This is a genomic window from Mycobacterium sp. Aquia_216, from assembly GCF_026723865.1.
In the GTDB taxonomy this organism is placed as follows: Bacteria; Actinomycetota; Actinomycetes; order Mycobacteriales; family Mycobacteriaceae; genus Mycobacterium.
In genome coordinates this window covers 595,439-610,959 of the sequence record NZ_CP113529.1, presented here as the reverse complement: position 1 = coordinate 610,959, position 15,521 = coordinate 595,439, and the positions used below count along the sequence as shown (strand labels likewise).

Annotated in this window: 18 protein-coding genes; 8 read left to right on the top strand and 10 right to left on the bottom strand. The window is 66.0% G+C overall.

Features of this window, described 5'->3' with window-relative positions; translation table 11 throughout:
* Positions 1 to 151: 151 nt before the first annotated feature.
* Positions 152 to 1,345, bottom strand: a complete 1,194-nt coding sequence (mrf, locus tag OK015_RS02910; RefSeq protein WP_268129120.1) for a ribosome hibernation factor-recruiting GTPase MRF — start codon at positions 1,343 to 1,345, stop codon at positions 152 to 154.
* Positions 1,346 to 1,457: 112 nt separating this feature from the next.
* Between mrf and rpmB the strand changes: the two genes are divergently transcribed.
* The 4 genes from rpmB to rpsR are packed head-to-tail and all read left to right on the top strand — an operon-like array spanning position 1,458 to position 2,416.
* Positions 1,458 to 1,694, top strand: a complete 237-nt coding sequence (rpmB, locus tag OK015_RS02905; protein WP_268129119.1) for a 50S ribosomal protein L28 — start codon at positions 1,458 to 1,460, stop codon at positions 1,692 to 1,694.
* Positions 1,694 to 1,858 carry a 50S ribosomal protein L33 gene (rpmG, locus tag OK015_RS02900; RefSeq protein ID WP_036465848.1) on the top strand — a complete coding sequence of 55 codons (165 nt, stop codon included), beginning with the start codon at positions 1,694 to 1,696 and terminating at the stop codon, positions 1,856 to 1,858. The genes rpmB and rpmG overlap by 1 nt, the downstream gene beginning before the upstream one ends.
* The gene (gene rpsN / locus OK015_RS02895; protein WP_268129115.1) at positions 1,859 to 2,164 is read left to right on the top strand and encodes a 30S ribosomal protein S14; all 306 of its coding nucleotides are present in this window, start codon (positions 1,859 to 1,861) and stop codon (positions 2,162 to 2,164) included. It begins immediately after the preceding gene.
* Positions 2,165 to 2,416: a 30S ribosomal protein S18 gene (gene rpsR, locus OK015_RS02890; protein WP_268129113.1), complete on the top strand. Its 252-nt coding sequence runs from the start codon at positions 2,165 to 2,167 to the stop codon at positions 2,414 to 2,416.
* On the opposite strand, the gene OK015_RS02885 is transcribed toward rpsR, so the two are convergent.
* From OK015_RS02885 to OK015_RS02870, 4 genes are all read right to left on the bottom strand, one after another.
* Positions 2,413 to 3,777, bottom strand: coding sequence for an aldehyde dehydrogenase family protein (locus OK015_RS02885; protein ID WP_268129112.1), 1,365 nt, complete (start codon positions 3,775 to 3,777; stop codon positions 2,413 to 2,415). The two genes, rpsR and OK015_RS02885, sit on opposite strands and share 4 nt — an antisense overlap.
* A gap of 34 nt (positions 3,778 to 3,811) precedes the next feature.
* Complete coding sequence (locus OK015_RS02880) at positions 3,812 to 4,903, bottom strand: phenazine antibiotic biosynthesis protein (RefSeq protein ID WP_268129111.1); 1,092 nt, start codon at positions 4,901 to 4,903, stop codon at positions 3,812 to 3,814.
* A 116-nt stretch (positions 4,904 to 5,019) separates the two neighbouring features.
* Positions 5,020 to 5,796: an SDR family oxidoreductase gene (locus OK015_RS02875; RefSeq protein ID WP_268129109.1), complete on the bottom strand. Its 777-nt coding sequence runs from the start codon at positions 5,794 to 5,796 to the stop codon at positions 5,020 to 5,022.
* 346 nt (positions 5,797 to 6,142) lie between these two features.
* Complete coding sequence (locus tag OK015_RS02870; protein WP_268129108.1) at positions 6,143 to 7,114, bottom strand: oxygenase MpaB family protein; 972 nt, start codon at positions 7,112 to 7,114, stop codon at positions 6,143 to 6,145.
* A gap of 111 nt (positions 7,115 to 7,225) precedes the next feature.
* On the opposite strand from OK015_RS02870, the gene OK015_RS02865 reads away from it, so the two are divergent.
* The 3 genes from OK015_RS02865 to OK015_RS02855 all read left to right on the top strand — a co-directional run bounded on the left by OK015_RS02865 (position 7,226) and on the right by OK015_RS02855 (position 10,094).
* The gene (locus tag OK015_RS02865; protein ID WP_268129107.1) at positions 7,226 to 7,813 is read left to right on the top strand and encodes a TetR/AcrR family transcriptional regulator; all 588 of its coding nucleotides are present in this window, start codon (positions 7,226 to 7,228) and stop codon (positions 7,811 to 7,813) included.
* A 42-nt stretch (positions 7,814 to 7,855) separates the two neighbouring features.
* Complete coding sequence (locus tag OK015_RS02860) at positions 7,856 to 9,232, top strand: adenylate/guanylate cyclase domain-containing protein (RefSeq protein WP_268129106.1); 1,377 nt, start codon at positions 7,856 to 7,858, stop codon at positions 9,230 to 9,232.
* 124 nt (positions 9,233 to 9,356) lie between these two features.
* Positions 9,357 to 10,094, top strand: a complete 738-nt coding sequence (locus OK015_RS02855; protein WP_268129104.1) for a class I SAM-dependent methyltransferase — start codon at positions 9,357 to 9,359, stop codon at positions 10,092 to 10,094.
* A 3-nt stretch (positions 10,095 to 10,097) separates the two neighbouring features.
* On the opposite strand, the gene OK015_RS02850 is transcribed toward OK015_RS02855, so the two are convergent.
* The 3 genes from OK015_RS02850 to OK015_RS02840 form a co-directional block, all read right to left on the bottom strand.
* Complete coding sequence (locus OK015_RS02850) at positions 10,098 to 10,904, bottom strand: SDR family NAD(P)-dependent oxidoreductase (protein WP_268129102.1); 807 nt, start codon at positions 10,902 to 10,904, stop codon at positions 10,098 to 10,100.
* A 9-nt stretch (positions 10,905 to 10,913) separates the two neighbouring features.
* The gene (locus OK015_RS02845) at positions 10,914 to 11,372 is read right to left on the bottom strand and encodes an SRPBCC family protein (protein ID WP_268129100.1); all 459 of its coding nucleotides are present in this window, start codon (positions 11,370 to 11,372) and stop codon (positions 10,914 to 10,916) included.
* Between the two features lie 67 nt (positions 11,373 to 11,439).
* Entirely contained in the window at positions 11,440 to 12,132 is a 693-nt protein-coding gene (locus OK015_RS02840; RefSeq protein WP_268129098.1) for an SDR family oxidoreductase, read from the bottom strand.
* 86 nt (positions 12,133 to 12,218) lie between these two features.
* Between OK015_RS02840 and OK015_RS02835 the strand changes: the two genes are divergently transcribed.
* A complete protein-coding gene (locus OK015_RS02835; RefSeq protein ID WP_268129097.1) occupies positions 12,219 to 12,860 on the top strand; it encodes a CGNR zinc finger domain-containing protein in 642 nt (213 codons plus the stop codon).
* Here OK015_RS02835 and OK015_RS02830 read toward each other — a convergent pair.
* Together OK015_RS02830 and OK015_RS02825 are read right to left on the bottom strand one after the other, a co-directional pair.
* Positions 12,814 to 13,575 (bottom strand): 5'-methylthioadenosine/adenosylhomocysteine nucleosidase, encoded by a 762-nt coding sequence (locus OK015_RS02830; RefSeq protein WP_268132392.1) that lies wholly within the window; start codon positions 13,573 to 13,575, stop codon positions 12,814 to 12,816. The two genes, OK015_RS02835 and OK015_RS02830, sit on opposite strands and share 47 nt — an antisense overlap.
* Positions 13,576 to 14,716: 1,141 nt before the next feature.
* Positions 14,717 to 15,481, bottom strand: a complete 765-nt coding sequence (locus OK015_RS02825; RefSeq protein WP_268129095.1) for a DUF2127 domain-containing protein — start codon at positions 15,479 to 15,481, stop codon at positions 14,717 to 14,719.
* Positions 15,482 to 15,521: the final 40 nt, after the last annotated feature.

Here is a 15,521-nt window from a genome sequence, read left to right as displayed (position 1 = left end):
GCATTCGCCGAGGTGGCGTGCCGAGTCTTGGTGCAGCGCTGCTCTCCCAACGCTATGCGACTCGTAACCTACAGCTACCAGACCGCACGTACAGCCCGAACCCCCGGCTCCGGTTAAACGGCAATTTGCCCGAATCAGACGCGGTGTGAGTTCACGATTCCCGGCGGTCGGAGTCGGATGCGACTTCTTCTGCCGCCCCCGAGGTTTCGTCGCAGGGGTCCTGGTGCCAGGCACCGAACGGGTCCGGGTAGCCGCTCCACTCCCGCGGTTCCGCCAGCTCCGCGTCGGTGAGTAGCGCACCGTGCAGGGCGTCGAGGATGTCGGGCGGCTCCGCGCCGCAGGTCAGCACCGTCATCGCGGTGTGCCGGTCACCGAACCGGTATTCCCATTGCAGCTCGGCGAACAGTCGCCGTTCCGCGTCGACGTTCGCCGCCTCCCGCGCGGTCATCGCGGCGAGCCACTTCCCCGCACCGGCGACCCGCAAACCACCGCCGGCCGACTCCAGCCACATGACCTGGTCGGGCCGGCTGGCCAGCCATAGCCGCCCCCGGGTGCGCACCACACCGGTCAGCAGCAGATCCACCGCGGTGTGCAAGCGCTCGGGATGGAAGGGGCGGCGGGCATTGAACTCGACGATGCGCACCATCCCCTCGGCGCCCAGCGGCGGGCGGCCGGCCAGTAGCCAACCGTGCGGATGATCGCTGCGGCCGCGTCGGGAGTCGTCGTCCAGGTTCGCCAGCGCCATGTCGACTCGGTCAAGTCCCACGGTGATCCTCGCCCGCGGAGCAAGCCGGCGCAGCACCGCCAGGGTCACGGGTTCCGGGCGGGTCAGCACCAGGAGGTCGGCGAACTCGGCCTGGCCGACAACGACCTGGGCCATGGTGCGCCCATCCGGCAGCACGGCGTCGCCGAGCGCCCGGGTGAGCCAGCTCTGGGAGTCGATGCACGTCACCACCCCGTCGATCGCCACGTCCAGGGCGGCCGGGCCGTCGAGGTAGCCGGGACCGACGCGGACCCGGACGTGGTCGATCGCGACGCAGATGGGTTCGGGTTCCAGCCACTGGGCCAGATGCACGACGATGCGCTCGACCCCGTCGCGGCGCGCCAGTTTGCGCAGCAGCACCAGCAAGTCGTTGCGAACGGTGCAGGACACGCACCCGTGTGCCAGCTCCAAAGCGTCCTCGACAGTGGTCAATTCGCCACGGTGCAACATGCTCGTTGTCCGCCGCACCACGTGACCGTCGAACCGATGCTCCACGACCACGGTGCCGGGCCGGCGCAGGAAAGCACCCGTTACCGCGTCGGTGTCACCCTGACCCGCTACCAGCATCACCGGGGTCCGCATCCCAACTCCTTATTGCAAACGATTTTCAATAACGCCTCCGCCACGGTACAGTGCCGGGCAGACCCTGTCGAAAATGATTTTCAACAACCGAGTGCCGTAGAGAGGAGGGGTCATGCCCATGCACTGTCAGGTGACCGGCCGCACAGTGGGTTTCGGCAATTCGGTATCGCACTCACATCGCCGAACCCGACGCCGGTGGTCGCCCAATATTCAGACCAAGACGTATTACCTGCCATCGGAGGGCCGTCGTATCACGTTGCGGGTGAGCGCCAAGGGGATCAAGGTCGTGGATCGCGACGGCATCGAGGCCGTCGTTGCGCGGCTGCGCCGGGAAGGTCAGCACATCTGATGGCGCGCAACGAGATTCGACCCATCGTGAAGCTGCGCTCCACCGCCGGCACCGGCTACACCTACATCACCCGCAAGAACCGGCGCAACGACCCCGACCGGCTCACGCTGAGGAAGTACGACCCGGTGGTCCGCCGCCACGTCGAATTCCGGGAAGAACGCTGAATGGCCAAAAAATCCAAGATCGTCAAGAACGAGAAGCGCCGCGCGATCGTCGCACGCTACGCGGAACGCCGCGCCCAGCTCAAGGAGATCATCCGATCGCCGGCAAGCACTGCCGAACAGCGGCTCGCCGCCCAGCAGGTGCTTGCCCGCCAGCCTCGCGACGCCAGTGCGGTGCGCATACGCAACCGCGACTCGGTCGACGGTCGTCCACGTGGGCACCTGCGGAAATTCGGGTTGTCGAGGGTTCGGGTGCGCGAGCTGGCGCATCAGGGGCAGCTGCCCGGCATACGCAAGGCGAGTTGGTAGATGGCCGGCAAATCGAAACAGAAGAGCCGGCCCGCGCCGCCGTCGGAGAAAAAGAAGAATCTGCTGGCCAGTCTTGGCGTCAAATACGTCGACTACAAAGACATCCCGACGCTGCGGATGTTCCTCTCCGAGCGCGGCAGGATCCGATCCCGCCGCGTCACGGGCCTGACGGTGCAGCAGCAACGGCAGGTGGCGATCGCGATCAGGAATGCTCGCGAGATGGCGCTGTTGCCCTACATCAGCGCCCGCTAGTCCCGGATGAATCCCTTGTTGCGCATCAGCACGTCCGCAAGGAAGCCGTCGTGCGGGATCTCGGGTGCCCCGTAAAACGTCGGGTGGTTGCCGCGGTAGACATTGTTGACCGTCGGTTCGACGATCAAGCCGTCGACCAGATCGTCGTCGCCGGTAATCACGTTGATCACCAACGAATTTCGCAGCGGCGCCAGGCCGGCGGCCCGCGACCACGGCGACACCCACACGCAAGGGAACGGTAGTTCGATGTTGAGCTTGTCGACATCGGGCTCTGCCAGCAGATGCACGGCCGGCCGCAGGGCGGCATAACCGTCACCCAACGCGGCGACGACCCGATCGGCGCCGAGTACCGGGATAGTGCCCGCGGCCTTGGTCGCCAGATAGTCGGCCAGCGCCTGCGCCTTGGCGACGGGCTGGGTGGGCAGAATCGCCCGCTCGTCCTCGGTGGGCAACGGATCGATCGTCGCCAACCGCCCGGCGATCGCCGCGGCCAACGGGGCCGGGTCGCCCTCATAGAGCACCGCGGTGGTGTTGACGCATGCCATGCCACCCAGGTTGGCGATCGAGTCGACGATCAGGTCGAGGTAGTCGTGCCAATCGCGGTCGGCGGTGATCAGGATCTTGGCCCGGCCCGGGCCGTTCACCATCACCGTCGGATCGGCGGCGTATTTGTCCACCACGTCCTGGCCGCCGTACACCATGGCGAGATCGGCCGAGCGGATGATCTCGTCGGCGCCCCCATGATCGGTGGGCAGAAATACCACGTCCTCGGACCGAAATCCGGCCTGGCGCAATGCGCTGACCAGTCGATGGCCGGTAAAGGGTTCGCGTCGTGATGGGCGCACCGCGACGCGATAGCCCAGGGCCAGGGCTTGGGGCCACAGGCCGTGCACGCCCGGGCCGTTGCCCGCCGCGTGGACGGCGAACACCTCGCCGCGCCGGGTCCAGACCGCACTGCCGGTACGGGTTCGCTCCTCGCGCCAGTCGCGGGCCGCGCCGATCGGCTGGGCCGGGCGCACCGCATCGGACGCGTGGGCGACGGCCTCGGCCACATTGCGGGCCCCGGTGCGGGTGACCACGATCGGCACTCCCGAAATCCGGCTGGCCAGTTCGACATACGCGTCGAAGTCCAGGCCGCCGATGACGGCGCCGGCAAAGATTTCGGCGGCGGCGGCCAACGCCTGTTCTCGCTCCGCGACCGGTAACGGTGCGACCTTGCGCTGCGCGCTGATGGTGCGCGACACATACAGCGGCGGCACCAAACTCAACTCGGCGACCGGCACTCCGGCCGTGCTGGTGATTACCTCGCGGTTGCGGGTCCGGTACTCGCCGCTGGGGCCGAGCGCATCGAGCAGTACCAAATTAGCTGTGGTACTTGATGTTTCGCTGGACACCTCAGTACACGCCCTCGATGACGGCCTCGCCCTCGAAGGTGGCGACCGGCCGTACCGCGCTGACTGAATCGCTGAGTTGCGCGGTGGGCCCGGGCATCCGGATTGCCATGTCGCGCTCCAGGTTGTTCGGCAGAAACATGCCCTTGCTGATGTGGTTCATCACCACCTGGCCGAGCTGCCCGTAGGGCACCTGTTCTCCGGTCTCGGGATCGATCACCCGGAACACCACGTAAGGCGTCCGCGGGTCGAAAATGAATGCGTCGCCGTCGATTCGGGTGACCGCCTGCGAGAGAATCATGGTGCTGCCGAAGGCCATCGTGATCGTCGTATCGGGGAAGATGTCGCGCAACAGGTCCAGCGTGTCGGCATCCACGTGCGCACCGCTGAGCAAGAGGTAGCGAATCTTGGCGTTCACCAAGTCCACCAGATCGTCATTACGGGCAATCGCCTCGAGTAACGGCGGGGTGGCGTGCAGGTTCGCGACGTTCTGCGTCCGTAGAACGTGTACCGCCTGTTCGAGGACGTGGTCGACATAGGCCGCCACTTCCCCGATCGCATTGCGCGCGGCGATCTTCTTCACCCACCGCGGGTCAAGGTCGATCGCATGGAACGCCGCACCCAGCCGCTCGGAGACCAGCCGCGAGAAATAGCTCACCCCGTGCGGCCCGCTCGGCATCAGACACAGAAAGCCCTGGCCTCGCACGAAGCCGCCGGTGGCGAAATCCTCGGTCTGCCACTCGATGACCTGCGCAACCCAATCCGGCAGTTGCGCAGTACGTTTCGGGGCCCCGGTGGTGCCACCGGATTCGAAAATCTGCGGCACCGGTGCCGGTGAGCCGTATCCCCGTGGGATCAGGTCTTCGACCGGGACATTGCGCAGCTCGCTCAGCAAATTCGGAAACAACCGCAGATCGGTGAAGGTCTTGACATCGGTCAACGGGTCGAAGTCCAGCGTCTTGGCGGCCCGTAGCCAAAAAGCCGAGCCGGTGTCCTCGCCGAAGTGCCAGGCGATCGCCGCCCGAAGGAACGCCTCGGGGTCTTCGACCGGTGCCGATCTCGGGACGTCCAACAACGAAAAGTCGATATCGGCCATGCCATCGATCCTGTCGCATGCCGCTCTGGCCCGCCACGCAGGCTCCGGTTTCACCGGGCATACAGCGATTGAACGTTAGCCCATGCCGTGACGAATTCTCGGTTATCGCAAGGGTTTCACTTGCCCGCGCCCCGCAGCCAGGCCGTGATCGCCTCGTTGAAGGCGGGATAGATGTCGTGATAGGTGCCGTCGCGTTCGGCGAACCGGAAATTCTTGACGCGCTCCACCACGATCTCCTCGGCCTGGGGCTGCGACTCCAACAGCGCCATCGTCTCGGCGACATACTCGTCCAGTGGCATCGCCCTCGGGTCGAATCCACGCTCGCCCCCCTGCAGCGCGGTTTGCACGTGGGGCGGGATGACTTCGATCACCTGGATCGCGGTGTCACGGAGTTGGAAGCGCAGCGACTGGGTGTAAGAGTGCAGGGCGGCCTTGGAAGCGCAATAGGTCGGGGTGAGCGCGCTGGGCATGAATGCCAGGCCGGACGTCACGTTGAGGATCGCCGCGCGGGGCTTGCGCAACAACGCCGGCAGCAATGCCGAGATGAGCCGGATCGGGCCCAGCAGGTTGATGGCGATGCTCTGCTCCGCCAGGCCGACGTTGCTGGCGACGAGGTCTTCGACGCGCTGGGTACCGGCGTTGTTGACCACGACGTTGAGCTCCGGATAGCGGTCCGTCAGCTCGACGGCGAACCGTCTGACGTCGGCCGCGTCGGATTGATCCAGCGGCAGACAGGCGATGCCGGGGTTGGCCTCGACGACGGCCTGCAACAGCTCACGGCGACGGCCGGCAATCACCACCTGGTTGCCGAGCCGGTGCAACGACTCCGCCAAACCGCGGCCGATTCCGGTGCCGCCACCGGTGACCAGCACGGTATTGCCCGTCATTTGCATCGCTACGCTCCTCCCGCTCGGACCGACGTAGCGTAATGCCCCGATACGCCTCGACGTAACCACCCGTTTCCACCCGAGCCGCCGACACGCACTCAGGAATCGGCGACGGGCTTCGCTGCCCGCCGTCGACGCGCGGATGCCAGATCAGGTAAAACTGCACGTCACCCGGCTCGCGGGGAGCGTCGAGAGCCCGGAGACGACTCGAGTCGACAAATTGCGCACCAGCCGAGCCGGAACGGTCAGGACCCTCCTACGAAGCCGTCCGGCGATTCGACCAGACGACGCCGCCCCCCGCCGACCGCGAGAAAATCGCCCACGGCAATGCCGAACGGCTAATGCGGATCAGCTAGGCCGCGCGGTTGTGGAGCCGGCGCGGGTCAACACCGGCCCGGCGCCATGCCGACGCCGCCCACGGCGTGTAGAGGAACCAGAGCGGCAACCGATTGAACACCGGGTTCAACGCCCGCACGATGGCCGCGAAGCGCTGAAATCGCTTCTCCTTCTTGGCATCCCACTCCATCTGGCATACGTCGCGCATCTGCGGCGGCATGGTTCCGACCAGCACTAGACGGGTGTAGGCGTTCAACGGCGCGGACAAGATCTTCCAGATTCCCTTGGGGATCCAGCGCGGCCCCGGGATCCCCTTTCGGATGTAGCCGGTGCCATACAGGACGGTCTTGTGCGGCACGAACCGCTCGAGCATGTCGTCCCAATAGGTGACGAAGTCGGCATAGGTGTCGGGCTGGCCGCGTCCGCTGACCCCGTAGAGGCTGTACCAGACCTTGCCTTCGTCGAAGATCTGTTCCTTCTCCGCATCCGACAGCCGCCGGATGAACATGTCGGTGTTGTAGATGACCTGGTCGACGAAAGTGGCGTGCGCCCAATAGAACAACTCCGGATTCAGCGCGTGATACCGCGAGCCGTCGCTGATGGTGCCCTTGATCGGCTTGTGGAAGTCGCGCACCTTGCGACCCCACTCGTGCGGGTCGTCGGAGTAGACGGTCTTCATCAACGGCGGGGCGGTTCGCTTGGCCCGGCCCAACGTGTCGCTGAAGATCACCGAGTGATCGAGTACTCCCTGGGCGAGCTGCTCGATGCAGTTCTCGACTCCGGCGACGCGCTGGAATCCGAAGAATTGTGTGCGGTGATCGCCGTAGAACTTCCAGATCAGCGAATCGGGTCCCAGCCGCAGCGCGGCCTCGTCGTCAACCGGCTCGTCAAGCGGTCCCTCAACCAAGACAGGGACCGCCTCCCGAACGCCGGCATCGAAACGGGCGCCGGCCGTCGGGCCGGCCAACTGGTCATTCTGGGCGGTCATGCCCACCTCCCCCGCGGCACCACATACTCGTCGTGAAGCACTGACACAAAAGTGTATCTTTGTTCCAAGTTAACATTCGTGCGCCGAGATTGCCGTTGGGGGTCGTGATCCGTGCAGAGCCTTGACGCCGATCTTGACGAGGTCGCCGATATCGACCGCACCATCCTGGACACTGCACGAGCGGTCTTCGAGACCTACGGCGTGCGTCGAGCAAACGTCGAAGACGTCGCCGCCCGGGCCGGGGTCAGCCGCAGCACCATCTACCGGCGCTTCCCCACGAAGGATGACCTGGTGGAACGGGTGGTGCGCCGCGAGGCCGAGCTCTTCTTCTCGACGTTGGATCGGGCCACCGCCGGCTGTAATCCGCAGGAAGCGGTGATCGAGGCGTTCACGCTCGGAGTGCGCCTGGTTCAGGACTCGCCGCTGTACTCCCGCATCGTCGAGAGCGAACCCGAGCTGTTCGGGCTGTTCTCCCGGTCCCATGTCTTCCCGATCGGCCAATTCGCCGATGGGATCGCCCACACCCTGCGCCGGTGCGGGGCCGACATTGCCGAGGCCGACCTGGCCAACATCGCCGACGTGTTGCTGCGGGTAGCGCTGGGCATCATCGTTTTCCCCACCGACCGGCTCGACGTCTCGGACCACGCCGCCGTCCGCGAGTACGCCGCCCGCTACCTGGTCCCGATCATCGGCCGCTAGCGGGGCGTGTGGCCTGCCGGTGACCTGGATTAGCCTGGAGCCGTGGCGCCGGTTCCGCGGACCCGGTACGCCAGCTGCGGCGAAATCGACATCGCCTATCAGGTCTTCGGCGATGGCCCGATCGACTTGCTGGTGCTGCCCGGTCCACTCATTCCGATCGACTGTGTCGACAGCGAGCCGTCGATGTACCGCTTTCACCGTCGGCTGGCGTCCTTCTGCCGGGTGATCCGGTTCGACCAACGCGGGATCGGCCTGTCGTCGCGGCTACCTTCGCTGGACATGATCGGGCCGAGGTCCTGGGCCCAGGACGCGATCGCTGTAATGGACGCGGTCGGGTGCGAGCGCGCGACGGTATTCGCGCCCGGTTTCACGTCTTTGGCCGGCCTGGTGCTCGCCGCCGATTTCCCCGAGCGAGTGAACAATCTGGTGATCTTCAACGGTGCGGCAAGGACGCTTCGGGGTCCCGACTACCCGATCGGCAGCGACGAGACCGCCGCGGAACCGTACACGACGGTCGGCGTCGAACCGGATGCCGTCGAGCAGGGCTTCGACATGCTCGGGATCATCGCTCCGTCCGTCGCCGGCGACGACGCGTTCCGCGCGTGGTGGGACCACGCGGGCAACCGAGCCGCGTCACCCAGCATGGCTCGCCTGTTCATCACGACCATCCGGCACTCCGACGTGCGCGACGCACTGCCCCGCGTCAGCGCACCGACGTTGATCCTGCACCGAGACAATCCGGAGTTCAGCCCGATCGGGCACGCCCATTACCTTGCCGAGCACATCGCCGGCTCGCGCCTCGTCGAACTTCCGGGCGAAGACGCACTGTACTGGGTGGGTGACACCGCGCCGATGGTCGACGAGATCGAAGAATTCATCACCGGAGTGCGCGGCGGGTCGGATGCGGAGCGGTTGCTGACCACGATCCTGTTCACCGACATTGTCAGCTCGACCGAGCGGGCCGCCCTGCTCGGCGACGACCGCTGGCGCGATCTGCTCGACAATCACGACACCATCGTGCGTCACGAGCTGCTGCGGTTCTCGGGCCGCGAAGTCAACACGGCCGGAGACGGATTCGTCGCGACGTTCAGCAGCCCGAGCGCGGCGATCGCGTGCGCGGACGCCATCGTCGACGCGGTCCGCGTGCTGGGAATCGAGGTACGGGCCGGAATCCACGCGGGTGAAGTGGAGGTGCGCGGCGGCGCCGTGAAAGACATCGCCGGGATGGCCGTGCACATCGGCGCCCGGGTCGCCGCGCTGGCCGGCCCCAGCGAGGTTTTGGTGTCGTCCACGCTGCGCGACATCGTCACCGGCTCGCGGCACAGGTTCGCGGACCGCGGTGAGAGCGCACTCAAAGGCGTGCCGGGCCAGTGGCGGTTGTACGCCCTGGTGAGCGAGCACGCGGTCGTCAAGCGTTGACGAAAGGCCACCTGCTCGGCGGGTCGAGACGCCCGACGGCCACGCGTAGGCTGCATTGGGGACCGTCAACGCCGCGGCTCCCGGATTTCGGTGTACGGCTTGGTATTTGATCGAAGGAGTACGGATGACCGACGTGCACGTCTCGCTTCCTCCCGCGTTGCGGCGAGCACTGGACCTGCTTACCGATCCGCCGGCGAATCCGGACGCGAGCAACGGCTATCTCGATCTGCTCGGAGTCGAACCAGCGGACGTCCCGAAGAACACCGGCCCGATCCAGGCCGCGTGGGCATCGCCGATCGGCTCGATGCTTTACGACCACGCCCAGGCTTTCTCGCGCCGGCTGATCGCGGCGTTACAACATCCCGCCGACTGGCTGGACATACCGCCGGGCGGGACGGTGCTGGACGTGGGTTCGGGTCCGGGCACCGTCACCGCGTCGCTGGCGCGCGCAGCGGGCAAGGACGGACTGGCCTTGGGCGTGGACATTTCCGAGGCGATGCTGACCCGCGCCGTGCGCAACGAGGCGGGCCCGCATGTCGGCTTCATAAGGGCTGACGCACAACGACTTCCGCTGCGCGACAACACCGTCGACGCGGCGGTTTCGATGGCGGTGCTGCAATTGGTTCCGAATCCGGCGGCCGCGCTCGCCGAAATAGCACGGGTGCTGCGGCCCGGCGGCCGGCTGGCCGTCATGGTTCCGACCGCGGGGCGTGCCGCGCGGCTTTGGCAGCTGGTGCCGAACATCGGGGCGCATCTGTTCGGCGAAGACGAAATCGGCGACATCCTGGAAGACCACGGCTTCGTCAGCGTGCGCGTCAAGAGCATCGGCACGTTCCAGTGGGTTCGTGCCAAAAACGGTTGACGCTCAGTCGTGTTTGAAAGCCGGGTGACCGCGGGTGAGCAGCGGCAACAATGACTCGGGTGGCGCGATTCGGAAAAACGCCGAAGCGATCCGGTTGACGCGACCGGGGACGACGACGGCCTTGCCGGCGGCGAGCCCGTCGATCCCGGCCAGCGCGACCTTGTCGGCGGGAATCCACATGATCCGCGGCAGGGCCGCTTCGGCTTCTTCCTTGTCGAAGCCCGCGGCTTCACCGAAGCCGGTGTCCACCGGCCCCGGGCACAGCGCGGTCGCCGTCACGCCGGTGCCACGCAGTTCACCGCGCAGGCTGTGGGTGTAGGACAACACGAACGCCTTGGCGGCGCCATACGCCGCCTGGCCCGGCAGCGGCCCGAATCCGGCCACCGACGAAACATTCAGCACGGCGCCTCGACCGCGCTCGACCATGCCGGGCAGAAATCTGCTGCATAGATCGACAACGGCGGCCACATCAACCTCGACGAGGTTAACCTCTTGCTCGGGAACCGATTTCGCGACGAGTCCTAGTGTCGACAATCCCGCGTTATTGATCAGGATGTCCGGCGTCAGGCCCAGGCCGGCGATCCGGTCCGGCAGACCCGCCCGCGCGGATCGATCGGACAGATCGGCGGGCACCGGGTGCGCGTTCGGCCCCAGGCGTTCGGCGAGGTCGTCAAGGCGGTCGGCGCTGCGGGCCACCAACACGACCTGATAACCGCGCCGCGCCAGTATGCCGGCGAACTGTTCGCCGATGCCCGAGGATGCGCCCGTGACGAGGGCGGCGCGATCGCTTCCTTGTGGTGGGAGGGGCATAGCGAGCTATTACTCGTAGCGCTGGGCGAGCGTCGCGAGCTTGTCCATCGACTCGCGCAGCATCTCGGCCGTCGTCGAACGCGCCTTGACCAGCCGGGTCGCGTCGGTCAGCATCGTGAAGTCGTAGGTGTGGGTAACCGTCGTCAGCGTCGAGTTGATCTCGTTGAGCTCCCAGCGCCACAGGTGGCCGGGCGGCCGCTTTCCGGGCTCCGCTGGCTGCCAGGCGATCTTGGTGCCTTCGATGAATTCCACGACGTGGTTCTCCCGCACGGCACCGTTGGTCAGCGTCATCTTGAACACATCGCCGACCCCGTGGATGCGCTGCCCGGGAGCCGACGAGGCGAGGTTGTTGTTGCCGTCCCAGCTGGGCTGGCTGGACGGCTCGGCGATCAGTTCGAAGATGCGCTCGGCGCTGGCCGAGATGACGCGCGTGGCGCTGACAATGCCTTCGGGATCCGTGTCGGACATATGCCAATCCAAACACGTCGCGCACGCCGATGGGGGCCGGCATCGCACCGGCCCCCAAAGCGGTACCTCAGTGCGCGCCGACCAACTGGGCCGGGCCCGACAGCGCAGCCTTGGCCTGACGGGTGTAGTCGTCCGCGAGGACCTCGGTCTCTCCGTCCCGGATGCCGTCGACGATTTGGCGCGCGACGTCGCGCGGGTCGTTCTTCGGTACCTCGAGTTCCGAAATCATGTCGGTGTCGGTGTAGCCCAGGTGCACCGACGTGACCAGGGTGCCCTGCTTCTCCAGCTCGGCTCGCAGCGAGTTGGTCAGCGACCAGATGGCGGCCTTGGAGTCTCCGTAGCCTCCGAAGCCACTCACCCACGCCACTGCCGAGCTGATGTCGACCAGCGCCCCGCCCCCATTTTCGGCCAGCACCGGCGCGAACGCCTGAGCCACCCGAAGCGCACCGAAGTAGTTGGTCTCGAACACCTCTCGAACCTCATCGATGTCACTGGTGAGCAGCTGTGTCGCGCCGATGACACCGGCGTTATTGACCACGATGTCGGCATCCGCAGCCGTAATAGCCAGTGCCGCAAGTGAATCTGCGTTCGTAACGTCGAGCGCGACACTCACGACGCGTGGGTCGTCGCTGGGCTTGGGCGTCCGCGCCGTGGCGTAAACCTTGGCCGCGCCCCTGCTCAGAAACTCGTCCACGGTGGCCTTGCCCAGTCCGCGCTGCCCGCCGGTGACTACGACCGTCGATCCCTTGATATTGACCATTGATCCGTACTCCTTGACTGAGGTTAACTGTCTTTGTCTCTGTCAAGTTAGATGCACCCATTGACATAGTCAAGTATAATTTGGATATGTCTGAATGGTCTGCGTCACAGCGGCACGAACTCGCCCCGGCACCCGGTGGTCTGGGACTGGTCCATGATTTCCTCAACACGGTCGCCGTCCACGACGACCGGCCCGATCTGCTGTCCGACGCCACGCTCGCGCGGCACTGGTTGGCGGCCGCCGTGCGAGCCTGGTCGGAGCTGCGCGGCGCGCCCACCGATCCGCCGACCATGACCGAGGCGGACCTGCCGAAGCTTCGCGCCCTGCGCGACACGATCTCGCAGCTGGTGCGCGGCGAGGCGGCGACTGGTCCAGGCGCGTCCATGGTCTCCGCGTCGTTCGCGTTGTCCGCGTCCGGCGAGGTCCGGCTGGAACCGGCCGGCAGCGGCTGGCGCTGGCTGGCCGCGGCGCTCTGGGGCGAGATCATGCTGAGCCAGCAGGCCGGCACCTGGCGACGACTGAAGCAATGCCACAACCACCCGTGCGAATCGACCTTTTACGACCGTTCGAAGAACAACAGCGGCGTGTGGTGCAACGTGAAGACGTGCGGCAACGTCGCCAACCTGCGGGCCTCGCGGGCGCGGCGGCGCGAACGTGAGCGCGCCGCGGGCGACGCCCGACTCAGCCCAGCGCCGGGAGCAGGTGCAGCAGGACGCGCGCCGAGCTGACCGCAACCTCTTCGGCGAAGAGGTTGAAGTCGACACCGGAATCGACGCCGGCCAGATCGGACAGCGCGCGGATCACCAACCAGGGGATGGCGAAGGCTTCGCACACCTGCGCCAGCGCGCCGCCCTCCATTTCGATCGCCAGGGCAGCGAAATCGTCGTGCAACCGGTTGCGGGTGGACTCGCAGTGCAGGTACTGATCGCCGGTCAAGACGGTGCCGTAGGCGATCCGCGGCGCCGGGCCGGTACCACCGGCCGCCGGCGGCAGCGGCGCAACGGCGAATCCCTCGAGACGACGCTTGACGCGAATGATGAGTTCGGGTTCCGCCGGGTAACCGAAACGTTCGGTCGGGTTGATGAACGGGACGTGCCCCGGCTGGTAGGGCGCCAGCCGCTCGTCTTCGATGACCCCGAAATCGTGCTGCACCACCCGCTCGGCGATGACGATGTCACCGATGTGCAGCCGCGGATCCAGCCCGCCCGCCACCCCGGTGAAAACAATTGTGTGGCAATGGAATCGCTCTGCCAGCAGGGTTGCTACCAGTCCGGTGTTGACCTTGCCCATGCCGGCCGCCGCCAGCACCACCCGGTGCGCGTCGAGTTCACCGGTATCGAAGGTGATCTGCGCGATCTGTTCGCGCTGAGCTCCCGATAGAGCGCTGCGCAGGTAGGCCCACTCTGGCGGGATCGCACAGATGACGCCGATAGTCACCGCAATCCGCTTACGCGCAACTCGAACTCCAATCGCCGGCGACCGGCTCCGGCACCGCCGGCGATTGTATCGACCCGGTCAGGAGATCAGCAGCGCTCCGCACCCCTGGGCATGACGCGCGAGTCAACTCCCTGCTCGCGTGACCTGCTCCTACGCACGAGATTCAGCGCATCACAAGCGCGCGCTTTGATCGGGGCCACTACGTCGAGGTTGGTAGAACTCTGGTTGATCAAGGTCTGCAGTGTATGCACAGTCTCGACCCCTCCTCCGCCGGCCTAGTCAGCCGACATGTCAAATTTCACCCCAGCTGTTTTACAAGTGTGGAGCAACTGGGTAAACGCCGCGATAATGCGGTTTGTGGCTTAGCGCACACTTGCGGCCTGTCGTGACCTGTTCGCGACGCATCTGTGAGCCGCGTGTACCGCCCGGACCAGCACTGATCCGGTCAAACTACCGAGATGTCGCAATCCGGAAGCCGCGGTGGCCCGGGGACACAAGGTTAGCTTCATGCTGACGAAAATGCTGCTGCCACAAGGGAAATCCGCCAGGCCCGACGTTGGGCAAGTCCAGTGTGCCACATGCGGGGCGGGCGCGTTGCCCCGGACCGTTAGGTTGCCTATATGTCTGACGGGCTGCTCCGCGTTGACTACCCACGGCTCGAATCGGTCTACGGGCCGCTGGACGAATCAATCCGCCGACTCGTCGATCTCAGCATGAGGACCGAAGCCGACGCCGCGACATCTGCAGCGGCAAAGGACAAATCAACAGTGCCGCAAACGAATTCAACAACGCTGCGCGGCCGGGAACCTCGCCCTACCGCTGGTGCTGCATCACGAATCGGACGGACTGGTGTGGTCAGAGTTCACGCTCGGCGGGGCATACGAAGGCCCGCCGGAGCACGTTCACGGCGGGGTATCTGCCCTGATCCTGGACCACGTGCTGGGTGCAACGGCCCGCAAAGTGGATCGGTCCACCTACGGCGGCACCCTTGCGTTACCGGCGTCGCACCGGGCTCAACCGCCCTTGCACGTGGAGCGCGCGTGGAGCGCACCGAAGGCGTCAAGACCTCCTCCGGCGGCCATATCGCCGACGGGGACGGCGTCACCGTGGAAGCCGAGGGATTTTTATCAGCCCAAAGCCGTGACCGTCATGTCGTCATCGCGGCCCGCTCGACATCGAGTAGCTGCTCACCGCGCCGTTCCTCGTCGTAGGCCTTGCGGCCGCCCCGCAGACCGAACAGGCGTTTGGAGAGCAGCAGGTAGATCACCGCGAGGATGTTGATGCTGAACGTGACCACGCGTGTCATCGTGATGCCTTTGGTCAGGTCGTGGATCTCCAATGGCAAGAAGACCGAGGTGGCTATCACCGCGAAGTATTCGCCCCATCGTTTCAGCAACCACAGTCCGACCGCCTCGAGCGTCTCGACCAGCGCGTAACCGGTCAGCATCAGGGTCAGCAGCGCCAACGTGGAAGGTCGGGCGGCAAGCGCCTTTTCCAGCTCGTGCACGACGGTCATCTGGTCGACCTTGAACCCGGCCGCCCGGAAGATCGGCAGGTCACGATCGAGGGTGGCCTGGATGGCTCCCCGCGCGCCGCGGAACTCCCATACCGCGTACGCCGCGAGTACGATCACCACCGCCCGGAACAGGCGTTCGACCGCGAGCGCACGAATGATGATGGCTTGCCGTAAAGCCTTGCCGCGCATAATCATCGGAGCTTCGTCGGCGTGGCCTCGACCATGCGGTTCACCGACGATGTATTCCCCGCAGCGCAGACACCGCCACACTTCGCCCAGTCCGGTTGTGCCGCTGAGCCGGTCAGCAAGGACCTGTTCATCGGGCGCGTAGGTGACATGGCCTGTCAGCGCGCAGGTGACCAACTCCCACCGATTGACGCCGCGATCTTTGCGCATGGCCGATCATTCAACGCGGGCAGCAAACGACGCAAGAGGG